This is a genomic window from Sulfitobacter alexandrii (genome assembly GCF_001886735.1).
Taxonomy (GTDB): domain Bacteria; phylum Pseudomonadota; class Alphaproteobacteria; order Rhodobacterales; family Rhodobacteraceae; genus Sulfitobacter; species Sulfitobacter alexandrii.
This window is the reverse complement of record NZ_CP018076.1, coordinates 837,763-850,604: the sequence shown is the minus strand read 5'-3', so window position 1 is coordinate 850,604 and position 12,842 is coordinate 837,763. Positions and strand designations below refer to the sequence as shown.

13 protein-coding genes are annotated in these 12,842 nt (G+C 64.7%); 9 read left to right on the top strand and 4 right to left on the bottom strand.

Translation table 11 applies throughout. From position 1 onward, the window contains the following. Positions 1 to 82 precede the first annotated feature (82 nt). The 4 genes from carB (at position 83) to BOO69_RS04180 (ending at position 5,930) form a co-directional block, all read left to right on the top strand. On the top strand, positions 83 to 3,565 hold the full coding sequence (gene carB / locus BOO69_RS04195; RefSeq protein ID WP_071970598.1) for a carbamoyl-phosphate synthase large subunit: 3,483 nt from the start codon (positions 83 to 85) through the stop codon (positions 3,563 to 3,565). Positions 3,566 to 3,663: 98 nt separating this feature from the next. Then, positions 3,664 to 3,951 carry a hypothetical protein gene (locus BOO69_RS04190; protein WP_071970596.1) on the top strand — a complete coding sequence of 96 codons (288 nt, stop codon included), beginning with the start codon at positions 3,664 to 3,666 and terminating at the stop codon, positions 3,949 to 3,951. A gap of 205 nt (positions 3,952 to 4,156) precedes the next feature. Then, entirely contained in the window at positions 4,157 to 5,281 is a 1,125-nt protein-coding gene (locus BOO69_RS04185; protein ID WP_071970594.1) for a beta-ketoacyl-ACP synthase III, read from the top strand. Positions 5,282 to 5,348: 67 nt separating this feature from the next. Next, a complete protein-coding gene (locus tag BOO69_RS04180; RefSeq protein ID WP_071970592.1) occupies positions 5,349 to 5,930 on the top strand; it encodes a thymidine kinase in 582 nt (193 codons plus the stop codon). Positions 5,931 to 6,238: 308 nt separating this feature from the next. Here BOO69_RS04180 and BOO69_RS04175 read toward each other — a convergent pair whose 3' ends face one another. The 4 genes from BOO69_RS04175 to BOO69_RS04160 form a co-directional block, all read right to left on the bottom strand. Continuing rightward, positions 6,239 to 6,577, bottom strand: coding sequence for a tRNA-binding protein (locus tag BOO69_RS04175; protein WP_071970590.1), 339 nt, complete (start codon positions 6,575 to 6,577; stop codon positions 6,239 to 6,241). After that, positions 6,570 to 7,385 carry a pyrroline-5-carboxylate reductase gene (gene proC, locus BOO69_RS04170; protein ID WP_071970589.1) on the bottom strand — a complete coding sequence of 272 codons (816 nt, stop codon included), beginning with the start codon at positions 7,383 to 7,385 and terminating at the stop codon, positions 6,570 to 6,572. Before proC ends, BOO69_RS04175 begins: the two co-directional genes overlap by 8 nt. Before the next feature lie 34 nt (positions 7,386 to 7,419). Continuing rightward, positions 7,420 to 7,920 carry a type III secretion system chaperone family protein gene (locus BOO69_RS04165; protein ID WP_071970587.1) on the bottom strand — a complete coding sequence of 167 codons (501 nt, stop codon included), beginning with the start codon at positions 7,918 to 7,920 and terminating at the stop codon, positions 7,420 to 7,422. A gap of 338 nt (positions 7,921 to 8,258) precedes the next feature. Beyond that, on the bottom strand, positions 8,259 to 8,504 hold the full coding sequence (locus tag BOO69_RS04160; RefSeq protein WP_071970586.1) for an accessory factor UbiK family protein: 246 nt from the start codon (positions 8,502 to 8,504) through the stop codon (positions 8,259 to 8,261). Positions 8,505 to 8,597: 93 nt separating this feature from the next. Between BOO69_RS04160 and lgt the strand changes: the two genes are divergently transcribed. The 5 genes from lgt (at position 8,598) to BOO69_RS04135 (ending at position 12,834) form a co-directional block, all read left to right on the top strand. Continuing rightward, on the top strand, positions 8,598 to 9,485 hold the full coding sequence (gene lgt / locus BOO69_RS04155) for a prolipoprotein diacylglyceryl transferase (RefSeq protein ID WP_071970584.1): 888 nt from the start codon (positions 8,598 to 8,600) through the stop codon (positions 9,483 to 9,485). Beyond that, on the top strand, positions 9,482 to 10,543 hold the full coding sequence (locus tag BOO69_RS04150) for a class I SAM-dependent methyltransferase (protein ID WP_071970582.1): 1,062 nt from the start codon (positions 9,482 to 9,484) through the stop codon (positions 10,541 to 10,543). Before lgt ends, BOO69_RS04150 begins: the two co-directional genes overlap by 4 nt. Then, entirely contained in the window at positions 10,540 to 11,295 is a 756-nt protein-coding gene (gene pgeF, locus BOO69_RS04145) for a peptidoglycan editing factor PgeF (protein ID WP_071970580.1), read from the top strand. Before BOO69_RS04150 ends, pgeF begins: the two co-directional genes overlap by 4 nt. 230 nt (positions 11,296 to 11,525) lie before the next feature. Beyond that, a complete protein-coding gene (locus tag BOO69_RS04140; protein WP_071970578.1) occupies positions 11,526 to 11,726 on the top strand; it encodes a hypothetical protein in 201 nt (66 codons plus the stop codon). A gap of 319 nt (positions 11,727 to 12,045) precedes the next feature. After that, positions 12,046 to 12,834, top strand: coding sequence for a Hint domain-containing protein (locus tag BOO69_RS04135; RefSeq protein WP_237267558.1), 789 nt, complete (start codon positions 12,046 to 12,048; stop codon positions 12,832 to 12,834). The last annotated feature ends 8 nt before the right edge of the window (positions 12,835 to 12,842 follow it).

Genomic DNA, 12,842 nt, shown 5'->3' with positions numbered 1-12,842 from the left:
TTTCGGGTTGCCGCCAATCCGGTCTTGCACCCGACCGCGCCATGCCTATAACGCAGACAATTTGCACATCAGGGGGCTGACCATGCCAAAGCGCACCGACATCAAATCGATCATGATCATTGGTGCAGGCCCCATCATCATCGGGCAAGCCTGCGAATTCGACTACTCGGGCGCCCAGGCGTGTAAGGCATTGAAGGAGGAAGGCTACCGGGTCATCCTGGTCAACTCCAACCCGGCGACGATCATGACCGACCCCGGTCTGGCGGATGCGACCTACATCGAACCGATCACGCCCGAGATCGTCGCCAAGATCATCGAAAAGGAACGCCCCGACGCGCTGCTGCCGACGATGGGCGGACAGACCGGCCTGAACACCTCCCTCGCGCTCGAGGAAATGGGCGTGCTGGAGAAATTCGGCGTCGAGATGATCGGCGCCAAGCGCGAAGCCATCGAAATGGCGGAGGACCGCAAGCTGTTCCGCGAAGCGATGGACCGTCTGGGGATCGAGAACCCCCGCGCCACCATCTGCACCGCGCCGAAGGATGCGAGGGGCAAGAAGGACCTCGCCGCCGGCGTCCGGCTCGCCCTCGAGGCGCTCGAGGACATCGGCCTGCCCGCGATCATTCGCCCCGCCTTCACCATGGGCGGCACCGGAGGCGGTGTGGCCTACAACCGCGAGGACTACGAGTTCTATTGCCGGTCCGGCATGGATGCGTCGCCCATGGGCCAGATCCTGATCGACGAATCCCTGCTCGGCTGGAAGGAATACGAAATGGAGGTGGTCCGCGACACCGCCGACAACGCGATCATCGTCTGCTCGATCGAGAATGTGGACCCGATGGGCGTGCACACGGGCGATTCGATCACCGTCGCCCCGGCGCTGACGCTGACCGACAAGGAATACCAGGTCATGCGCAACCACTCGATCGCGGTCCTGCGCGAGATCGGCGTGGAAACGGGCGGCTCCAACGTCCAGTGGGCGGTGAACCCCGAAGACGGCCGCATGGTGGTGATCGAGATGAACCCCCGCGTCAGCCGGTCCTCGGCACTTGCCTCGAAGGCGACGGGTTTCCCCATCGCCAAGATCGCCGCGAAACTGGCCGTCGGCTTCACCCTCGACGAACTCGACAATGACATCACCGGCGTGACCCCGGCAAGCTTCGAGCCGACGATCGACTACGTCGTGACGAAAATCCCGAAATTCGCCTTCGAGAAATTCCCCGGCTCGGAACCCAACCTGACCACCGCGATGAAGTCCGTGGGGGAGGCAATGTCGATCGGCCGGACCATCCACGAGAGCCTGCAAAAGGCGCTGGCCTCCATGGAGTCGGGCCTGACCGGCTTCGACGAGATCGATATTCCCGGCCTGCCCCCCCTCACCCCAACCCTCTCCCCCGAGGGGGAGAGGGAGCTGCGCCCCGAACCGGGCGCGGCGTCAGACGACCCGCGTTCCGCGCCGGATGACGCGCGAGCCCTCTCCCCGCGGGGGAGAGGGTTGGGTGAGGGGGCGTTGTCGCCGGAAGCGCGCGCCGCGATCATCAAGGCGATCAGCAAACAGACCCCGGACCGCCTGCGCACGATTGCCCAGGCCATGCGGCACGGCATGTCCAATGATGACATCCACGGGATCACCATGTTCGATCCCTGGTTCCTGGACCGCATCCGCGAGATCGTGGACGCGGAGGAGCAGGTGCGCCAAGAAGGTCTGCCGCTGGACGAATACGGGCTGCGGCGGCTCAAGATGATGGGTTTCACGGACGCCCGGCTGGCCACTTTGTGCGGGCGGTCGGAAGAGGAGGTGCGCGCGGCGCGTCTCGACGCGGGCGTTCGGGCCGTCTTCAAGCGCATCGACACATGCGCCGCCGAGTTCGAAGCGCAGACCCCCTACATGTATTCCACCTACGAGGCGCCGATGATGGGCGACGTGGAATGCGAGGCCCGGCCGACGGACCGCAAGAAGGTCGTGATCCTTGGCGGCGGGCCGAACCGCATCGGACAGGGGATCGAATTCGACTATTGCTGCTGCCATGCCTGCTACGCGCTGACCGACGCGGGGTATGAGACCATCATGGTCAACTGCAACCCGGAAACCGTTTCGACCGATTACGACACCTCCGACCGGTTGTATTTCGAGCCGTTGACCTTCGAGCACGTCATGGAAATCCTGAGGGTCGAGCAGGACAACGGCACCCTGCATGGCGTCATCGTGCAGTTCGGGGGCCAGACCCCGCTGAAACTGGCCAATGCCCTTCACGATGCCGGGATACCGATCCTGGGCACGACCCCCGACATGATCGACCTCGCGGAGGATCGCGAGCGCTTCCAGAAGCTGGTGCAGACGCTGGGCCTCAGGCAACCCCGCAACGGCATCGCCCATTCCGACGCCGAGGCGATGGAAATCGCGGAGGACATCGGCTTTCCGCTTGTGATCCGGCCTTCATATGTCCTGGGTGGCCGCGCGATGGAGATCGTCCGCGACCGTGCCGGGCTGGAGCGTTACATCCGCGACGCCGTCGTGGTTTCGGGCAAAAGCCCGGTTCTGCTGGACAGCTATCTCGCCGGCGCGGTCGAACTCGACGTCGATGCGCTGTGCGATGGCACCGACGTGCACGTGGCGGGGATCATGCAGCACATCGAGGAAGCGGGTGTGCACTCCGGCGACAGCGCCTGTTCGCTGCCGCCCTACTCGCTCGACCGGGCGATCATCGAGGAAGTGACCCGCCAGACACATGCGCTCGCCCTGGCCCTGAACGTGGTCGGTCTGATGAACATCCAGTTCGCGGTCAAGGACGGTGAGGTCTACCTGATCGAGGTGAACCCCCGCGCCTCGCGCACCGTGCCCTTCGTGGCCAAGGCGACAGATTCGGCCATCGCCTCCATCGCCGCGCGCATCATGGCGGGCGAGCCCCTTTCGGCGTTCCCCAAGCGAGCACCCTACCCCGAGCAGGCCGCCTATGCAGACGTGCTCCCGCTGGGCGATCCGCTGACACTGGCGGACCCGGACATGCCGTGGTTCTCGGTCAAGGAAGCGGTGTTGCCCTTTGCCCGCTTCCCCGGTGTCGATACCCTGCTGGGGCCGGAAATGCGCTCCACCGGCGAGGTCATGGGCTGGGATCGCGATTTCCCGCGGGCCTTTCTCAAGGCCCAGATGGGCGCCGGCAACGTGATGCCGCGCGAGGGATGCGCCTTCATCTCGATCAAGGATGCAGACAAGTCGGCGGACATGCTGTCGGCGGCGCGTATCCTGCTGGAACAGGGCTTCACCATCGTCGCGACCCGTGGCACCGCCGACTGGCTGCGGGAAAACGGACATGCCTGCGATGTGGTCAACAAGGTCTACGAAGGCCGGCCGAACATCACCGACATGATGAAGGACGGCGCGATACACCTCGTACTGAACACGACCGAAGGCGCGCAGGCGGTGGAGGACAGCAAGAGCATCCGGTCCATCGCGCTGTTCGACAAGATACCCTATTTCACCACCGCAGCCGGCGCCTATGCGGCCGCCTTGGCGATCAAGGCGCAGGCCGAGGACGAGATCGGCGTCAAGGCGCTTCAGGGTTGAGGTACTGCCGCGCCCTCAGGCGGGCGCGGCACCCACATGGGTCTACCGGCGTCTGTCGCGGCGTGGTATCGTCGCATTACCCCTAAAGGAGCCGCCCCATGATCCGCGCCATCCTTCCCGCCGTTCTGCTGATTTCAGCCTGCGAGACGGCTGTCGGCCCCGCAGGCACGGATCTGCCCTTCTTCGGCAACGGCTACCGGTTCGATGGCGACGCCTGCCGCCGCGTCGGCGAGGACGCCTTTACCAATCCGTTCCTCGACGACTCTGCCGATCTGGTCGGCTGCCCGGCGGACCTGGAGAACCTCGGCGTGTTCGTCCTGGACACGGGCGCCGAGGAAGTCGCGCGGCGCGATGGCTTCGTCCTCTATTCGGTCCCGCGGCGGTAGCGACCGGCGGCTGCATGCCAGTCTCCGCGGGTTAGGTCAGCCCGCTGCTCCGGGCGCCGACAGACATAGGGATCATGCCTCTCCCCTCCTTGCCAGCGACCTGCTACAGCCTAGTGTCTAAAGGAACGCTGATCGTCTGCCTGCCCTGCCCCTTGCCCACCCGGCGAGCCAGCGGCTAGCATGACGAAAGTCACGAGGGATCCCAATGTACACACCCGTCATCACCGGCACCGGCCTGTTCACACCGGAACAGACCATCACCAACGCGGAACTGGTGGCTTCCTTCAACGCCTACGTCGATCTTTACAACGCCGAGAACGCGGCGGCGATCGAGGCGGGACAGCTGGAACCCAAGACCTATTCCTCGGAAGAGTTCATCGTGAAGGCTTCGGGGATCGAACAGCGTTACGTGATCGACAAATCCGGCATTCTGGACCCGAGGGTGATGCATCCGCTGCTGCGCCAGCGCAGCGACGACGAACCGTCGTTGATGGCGGAAATGGCCATCGACGCGGCGCGCAAGGCGCTGGACAAGGCGGGAAAGACGGCAGCGGACGTGGACGCCGTGATCTGTGCCGCGTCGAACCTCGAACGCGCCTATCCCGCGGTTGCGATCGAGATCCAGGACCTGCTGGGCATCGGCGGCTTCGCCTTCGACATGAACGTCGCCTGTTCCTCGGCAACCTTCGGGATTCAGGCCGCCTCAGACATGGTGCGCTCCGGCTCGATCCGCTCGGCGCTCGTGGTCAACCCCGAGATCTGCTCGGCCCACCTCGAATGGCGCGACAGGGACTGTCATTTCATCTTTGGCGACGTGGCGACCGCGACGCTGATCGAACGGGAAGACGCTGCACAAGGCCCCCATTTCGAGATCAGGTCGACCCGCTGCGCCACGCAATTTTCGAACAACATTCGGAACAACAACGGTTTCCTGCGCCGTTCGCGCCGCGACGGGCTGGCTGACCGGCGCGACATGCAGTTCATGCAGAACGGCCGCAAGGTGTTCAAGGAAGTCCTGCCGCTGGTTTCGGATCACATCGCGCACCACATGGCGGAAGACGGCATCACGAGCGAGGCGCTCAAACGGATATGGCTGCATCAGGCCAACAAATCCATGAACGATTTCATCGGCCGCAAGGTACTGGGCCGCGAACCCGCACCGGGCGAGCAGCCCAACATTCTGCAGGACTACGCCAATACGTCCTCCGCGGGGTCGATCATCGCTTTCAGCAAATACTCCGACGATCTCGTGGATGGCGACCTGGGGCTGATCTGCTCTTTCGGGGCGGGCTATTCGGTGGGGTCGGTCATCGTGCAGAAACACGGCTGAACACGCCGGGCACCCGGCGCTGTCTTTCGCTTGATCGCCGCGCGGCTCCTGACGTATGGGGTGCGGCATGGCCAAACTCTATTTCCACTATTCGACAATGAACGCGGGCAAGTCCACCGTGCTGCTGCAGGCGGCGCACAACTACGTGGAACGCGGAATGCACCCCTACCTGCTGACCGCCCGGCTGGACAATCGTGCCGGCGAGGCGCGGATCGCCTCGCGCATCGGGATCGGACAGAAGGCCGACACATTTGCTGAAGGCGAAGACCTTTACGCCAAGGTCGAAGTGCAGCTGTCCGAAGGCCCCTGCGCCTGCGTCTTCGTGGACGAGGCCCAGTTCCTGCAGCCCGACCAGGTCTGGCAGTTGGCGCGGGTGGTGGACGACCTGAACGTTCCCGTCATGTGCTTTGGCCTGCGGGTGGATTTTCGCGGCGCGCTTTTCCCCGGTTCAGCCACCCTGCTCGCCCTCAGCGACGAGATGCGCGAGGTGCGCACGATATGCCACTGCGGTAAGAAAGCGACGATGGTGGTGCGTCTGGATGCGTCGGGCAAACCGCAACGCGACGGCGCGCAGGTCCAGATCGGTGGCAACGAGACCTACGTGTCACTTTGCCGGCGCCACTGGCGGGAAGCTGTTGGGGATAACTGAGCATCACAACTGCAACAAAGGCGACCCTAAAGGCAACTTACCCCCCGCGAGATTGTAAGAAGTTTCCAAAATCGAACATTGCGGTCTTTTTCATGCACAGTGGCGACAACCCACCTGCCGAGCCCTCTCGGGCGCGCCAAGACCGCGGCTAAACTCGAAAAGTGCCGCAAAACCGTTCATTCTGGTTGAGTTCAGGCCCGGAAATCGCGGCCGGTGTCGTTCAGCAAGACGACAGGGCGCGGGAGATGACCCGCACCTGAAATCTTCACTCAACGCCTGAACAACGCCACGCAACCCATTGAATTTCTTCAGTGCATGCGTCCGCCGTTGGGCACATCCCGGTCCGGGGACAGCAGCACGATGGCCCCGTCCTCGTCGGGCGTTCCCAGCACCAGCACCTCGGACATGAAGGGGCCGATCTGGCGCGGCGGGAAGTTGACCACCGCCATGACCTGCCGCCCCACAAGGCCGTCGGGCGTATAGTGCACCGTGATCTGCGCAGAAGTCTTGCGCACGCCGATCTCCGATCCGAAATCCACCCAAAGCTTGATCGCAGGCTTGCGCGCCTCGGGAAAGGGCTCCGCCTTGACCACGGTGCCGACGCGGATGTCGACTTTCATGAAGTCTTCGAACGAAATCTCAGCCACGCGACAGCTCCCGCGATCTCTCCGTCGCCGCGGCGACCGCGCGCTTCAGCAACGGCGGAAACCCGTTCCGGGCATCCATCAGCACTTCCAGCGCCGCCTGGGTCGTGCCGTTGGGACTGGTCACGTTCCGCCGCAACTGCGCGGGGTCTTCCTCGGCTTCCATCGCCAAGGCCCCGGCCCCGGCCACCGTCGCCTTGGCCAGCTGCAGCGCGAGGTCGCGGGGCAATCCCTGCGCCTCGCCCGCGTCGGCCATGGTTTCCATCAGGTGAAAGACATAGGCCGGGCCAGAACCGCTGACCCCGGTGACAGCGTCGATCTGCGCCTCGTCCTCGAGTCGCACCACCTCGCCTGCCGCGCGCAGCAGCGTCTCCGCCTCGTCGAGCGCGCGCGCACCGGCAGCCGCATTTCCGACGATGGCCGTAATCCCGCGCGAGATTGCGGCAGGCGTGTTCGGCATGGCACGCACCACCGGCGTATCCGCCCCCAACACGGTTTCGAAGTAGGAGATCGGCGTGCCCGCCGCGACGCTGACGAACACGGTGTCCGCGTTGCCCATCTCTCGAAGGGTCGGCAGCGCCTCGGCCATCATCTGCGGCTTGACCGCCACCAGCACCAGCGCGGGCGCATCTGGCAGTTCCGCGTTGAGATGGACGCCCTGCCCCTGCAACCAGTCGGAGGGGGCAGGATCGGTCACCCATACCGAGGTGGGCGGCAAGCCCCGTTTCAGCCAGCCCGCAAGCATGGCCGAGCCCATCTTGCCGCACCCCAGCAGTACCAGCCCGTCGGCCGCAATTCGGCTGTCTTTCATCGTCTGTCTCCCGCGTGGTTGTTGCGGAAGCTTGTTACGCGTGGCCGTAGGCCTCTGCAATGGCGACCTGAAGGGCGTCCTTCGGTGTCCGGTCTCCCCAGATCAGCAGTTGCAGGGCCGGGTAGTAACGCTCGGCCGACATCACCGCGGCGGTGATCATCGTGTCGATCTGTTCTGCAGAGGCGTCCTGCCCCCCCGCCATCACGAGCCCGTAGCGATAGACCATCAGCTTCTGCTCGGCCCAGTAGGTGAATGCGCCCGCCCAGCACTGGTCATTGACGGCATTGAGAAGCTCGTAGACCCCCGGCAGCGCATGTTCCGGTGGGTCCATGTCAAAGGTACAGATCAGGCGCAGCGTTTCGTCGAACGCGGACCAGGCGAGGGTGATCGAATAGGTGCGCCACTGGCCTTCGACAGCCATGGCGATCTGTTCGTCGGATATCCGGTCGAAATCCCACTCGTGATGGGCGGCCAGGTTCTCGACGATGTCGATGGGGTGAATGTCTTCTTCAAGGTAATGCTCGGACAGGGCCATTTCGCCACCTCTGATTGTTCCAGAGCCGGGGCAACGCCTGCGCCACCAACCATGGATGCCTGCACAAATAGGCGCGGAACGTTGCCGCCCCTATACTAGATATGGTGGGGGCAAGCGGCCGCGCTGGCAACCTTTTTGTTGGGGATAATCCCCAAATTATAGGGGATATGTCCATCATCTTGTGGAGAAGACGCGAAACGGCCCAAAATTTCGACGGCGGGTCGTTTTGGGCAGAGGCGTATGTGAATCGCGGGACCCGCTTCCACGCCATCCGGCGGCCGGGCCATCGCGCGACATTGAAGACGGATCGGAACGGCGCGGCAGCGCCGCCTTCCGGTTCAGCCTTTCTTGGCTTCCATGGCGTCGAGCCGGGATTTCAGCGCCTCGTTTTCTTCGCGTGCCTTCTGCGCCATGGCGCGCACGGCGTCGAATTCCTCGCGCGTGACGAAGTCGCGGTCGGCGAGCCAGCGGTCGACCATGCCCTTCAGCGCGGTCTCGGCCTCGTTCCGGGCCCCCTGCGCCACACCCATCGCATTGGTCATCATCTGGCTGACGTCGTCGAAAAACTTGTTGCGGGTCTGCATGTCTGGCCTCCAGCGTTCACTTTGGCTTTATATGGGGCCCGAATGCCGCAGGCGCAAGGTTGACTTCCCCGCCGTGGCGCGCTCAATCGGCGCATGATCGCGATGCTTCCCTTCCCCGACATCTCGCCCGAGATCTTCTCGATCTCGCTCTTCGGCACGACTTTCGCCCTGCGCTGGTATGCGCTGGCCTATATCGTCGGGATCCTGCTTGGATGGCGCATCGTGGTGCGCGCAACCCGCACCCCGCGCCTTTGGAAGAACGACACCCCGGTCATGACCCCGGCGCAGGTCGAGGACCTGCTGTTCTGGGTGATCCTCGGTGTGATCCTGGGCGGTCGGCTTGGCTATGTCCTGTTCTACCAGCCCGGCTTCTACCTCGCGAATCCGATGCGCATCCTTCAACTGTGGGAGGGCGGCATGTCCTTTCACGGCGGCGCGTTGGGCGTGATCCTTGCCGGGTGGCTCTATACGCTGCGACACAGGGTCGCCACCATTTCGACCGGGGACATGGTGTGTCTCGGCCTTGCGCCGGGGCTGTTCCTCGGACGGCTGGCCAACTTCATCAACGCCGAACTGTGGGGCCGCCCGACGGACCTGCCCTGGGGCGTGGCCTTTCCGACCGATGCGGCCCAATACTGTCCTGACGTGGCGGGCATCTGCGCCCGGCATCCCTCCCAGCTCTACGAGGCGCTGCTCGAAGGCTTGATCCTGGGCAGCCTGCTGATCTGGATGGCATGGCGGCGCGGGGCGCTGAAGCACGAAGGGCTGATCGGCGGCACGTTTCTCGCCGGGTACGGTCTCGCACGGTTCGCGGTGGAATTCGTGCGCCAGCCCGACGCCCAGTTCGTCAGCGAAGGCAATCCGCTTGGGCTGGCATGGCACATCAACGGCTATGGCCTGACGATGGGCCAGATCCTGTGCGTGCCGATGATCCTTGTGGGGCTTCTGCTGATCCTGCGGGCACGCCGCCGCCCGGCATGAGCCTTCGAGACCATATCATCGCACGGATCCGGGCCGAGGGACCGATGCGGCTGGACGACTACATGCACAGCTGCCTGCTGCACCCGCGCTGGGGGTACTACGCCACCCGGGATCCGCTGGGTGCCGGGGGGGACTTCACCACCTCCCCGGAGATCAGCCAGATGTTCGGCGAACTCGTCGGCCTTGCGCTGGCGCAGAAGTGGCTGGACGATGGGGCACCGTCCCCCTTCACCCTGGCCGAGCTTGGCCCCGGACGCGGCACGCTGATGGCCGACATGCTGCGCGCGGGGAAAAGCGTGCCGGGGTTCGTCGATGCGGCGCACATCACGCTGGTCGAGGCATCCGAGACGCTGCGCGCGGTGCAGGCGCAGACGTTGGCGGCGTGGACGGTCACCTGGGCCGACAGCACGGATGCGCTGCCCGAACGGCCCATTTACCTCGTGGCGAACGAGTTCTTCGATGCATTGCCGATCCGCCAGTTCGTCCGTGACGGCGCAGTTTGGCGCGAACGGCAGGTGGGGGTCGAGAACGATGCGCTGGTGTTGGGACTGGGCCCCGCACAGCCCCAGCCGGCGCTGAAGGACCGGCTGGAAGATACGCAGGACGGCGATCTGGTGGAGGTGTGCGAGCCGCTGTCGTCAGTACTGTCGCCCGTCACCGCCCGCATTGCCCGCCACGGCGGCGCGGCGCTAATCGTGGACTACGGCGACTGGCGCACGCTGGGCGATACCTGGCAGGCTGTGCAAGGGCATCGGCCGGCCGACCCCCTGGCCGAACCGGGTCAGGCGGACCTGACCGCGCATGTCGACTTCGAGGCGATCGCCCGCGCCGCCGCGCCCTGTGCCCACAGCCGGGTGACGCCGCAGGGCGTGTTTCTGGAGCGGCTGGGCATCACCCGACGGGCACAACAGCTGGCCGGCGGTTTGGCCGGACCCGCGCTCGACAGCCACATCGCCGCACATCGGCGGTTGACGCATCCGCAGGAAATGGGAAACCTCTTCAAGGTGATCGCCCTGCACCGCGAAGGCGAGACACCGCCACCGGGATTGGAAACATGACGCTGGAAATTCTCACATCCGACAGTCTGGCGCCCCTGCGTCACGGGTTCTTCACCCGCGCGGGCGGCGCGTCCTCGGGCGTGTTCGCGGGGCTGAACTGCGGGCACGGCAGTTCGGACCAGCGCGAGATCGTCAGCATCAACCGCCGCCGGGTTGCCGAGGCGATGGGCGTGCCGCCGGATCACCTTCTGGGCGTGCACCAGATACACTCCGCAACGGCGATCAAGGTGGACGCGCCCCTGCCCGAACGGCCCCGCGCGGATGCGCTGGTGACCGCGACCCCCGGATTGGCGTTGTCGGTCCTTGCAGCCGACTGCCAGCCGGTTCTCTTTGCCGACCCGAAAGCCGGGGTGATCGGCGCCGCCCATGCGGGCTGGCGCGGGGCGCTGGACGGCGTGCTGCAGTCGACGGTGGACGCGATGGTGGACCTTGGCGCGACGCCGGAGGGCATCACCGCCGTGATCGGCCCCTGCATCAGCCAGCGCGCATACGAGGTCGGGCCGGAGTTCTTCGAGGATTTCATCGCCGAGGATCAGGCCTTTGCCCGCTACTTCGCGAATGGCGAAGGCGACCGGATGCTGTTCGACCTGCCGGGTTTCGGCCTGAACCGGCTGCGCGCCGCCGGCGTGGGCCACGCGGAATGGACGCATCACTGCACATACAGCGATCCGGCGCGATTCTACTCCTACCGGCGCAGCACCCATGGCAAGGAAGCCGACTACGGGCGGCTGATCTCGGCCATCACGTTGTGAAGCTGGCATGATTGGGGCAGCACCGGCCCCTTTCCTGCCAGAAACCACCTGATCAATCCGGAAACAATCGCCTCCGAATGGCATGATTGTTGATCGATCATGTGGAATCTCCCATGAAACAAGGGCTTTGGCCAATTGCGGCAGTCCGGCCACAATGATCGCCGCCAGGGTCGAGAATTCTCCGAAGTTTTTCAACAAACGCCCCAAACCCGCCAGATTGGTCGTGCATCTTGATCCTCAAGCAGGGGCTCCGGCCCGATACCAGGCAAACCGAGGATGAACCGATGAAAACCAACACCCGCTTTATCAAGAACGTGATCGAAACCGCCGCGAAGGATGACACGGTCATGCCGTGGGCGCGCGGCGCGCGGCGCAAGGCCTTCATCGCGAAGCGCAGCGCCGAAACGACCCCGGCCCGCAAGACTGCCTGAAAAGGTACTGACCGCCAGCGGCGGCCCCTCCCCACCTATTGGCCCCGGTCGGCACCCGGGCAGGACCTCTCCCGCGTTGATTCGCGGGAGGGGTCTTTTTCATTGCGAATTGTGGCAACGGCACCGGGAAACGAGGAAACAGAAAGGCGGATTTTGGCCGAATTGGACAAAAATAGGGCGTAAATGTTCGGCAATCTTTGACAATCGGAAGCGTTCATGGCGATTTAAGTCTCGTTGAGTACTTGAAATGACAATCGTTATTTCCGTTGTTGTCGGTGGGGGCCGACACGGATGTGACCAACCTCGAAAGGGTGATCGCATGAACATTACCGCTGCCCCGGGTTCACGCCTGGCAACCAGATTCAAGAAACCCGGTGGATACGACATCCACGCTCCCGGCCCCGCCAATGGCGGCATCCGCGCCGCCGCGCCGATGCCGATGCGCAACTTCGAAATCGCCGCGCTGCGCACCGACGGATCGCTCTACATCGGACAGGACACCGCGCCGGCGATCCCGCTGTTCGAATCCGCCTTCTCGGCGTTCGCCCGCGGCACGCTGATCCAGACCGTCAACGGCGAGGTGGCCGTCGAGGATCTGCAACCCGGCGACATGATCAACACGTCCAGCGGCGAGCCCGCTAAGCTGATATGGATCGGATCTTCCAGCTTCGTGCCCGCAGACGCCGGGCGCCGGATGCCCCTGGTGCGCATCATGGCCGAAAGCTTTGGCCAGGGACGACCCCAGTCCTTCATCACGGTCGGGCCGGCCGCACGCATTCTGCACACCCCGCATCACCTGCGGTCCGAGGCGGGCGGCACCCGGATGCTGACCGCCGTTCGGGAGTTCGTGGACGGCGTGAACGTGATCGAGATCGTGCCGCCGACGCCGGTGCGGCTGTTTCACATCTGCCTCGACCGGCACGCCGCGATCAACGCAGGCGGCCTGGAGATGGAGACCTTTCACCCCGGCGCGAACGCGACCCGCACGGTCAGCCACTCGCTGCGCGACCGGTTTCTGGGGATGTTCCCGCGGATCGGCCACATCACGGACTTCGGGCCGCTTGCCCATCCCCGTGCGCCCGAGGCGGAAGCCGGTCAGGTCGCCTGACCGGCGCG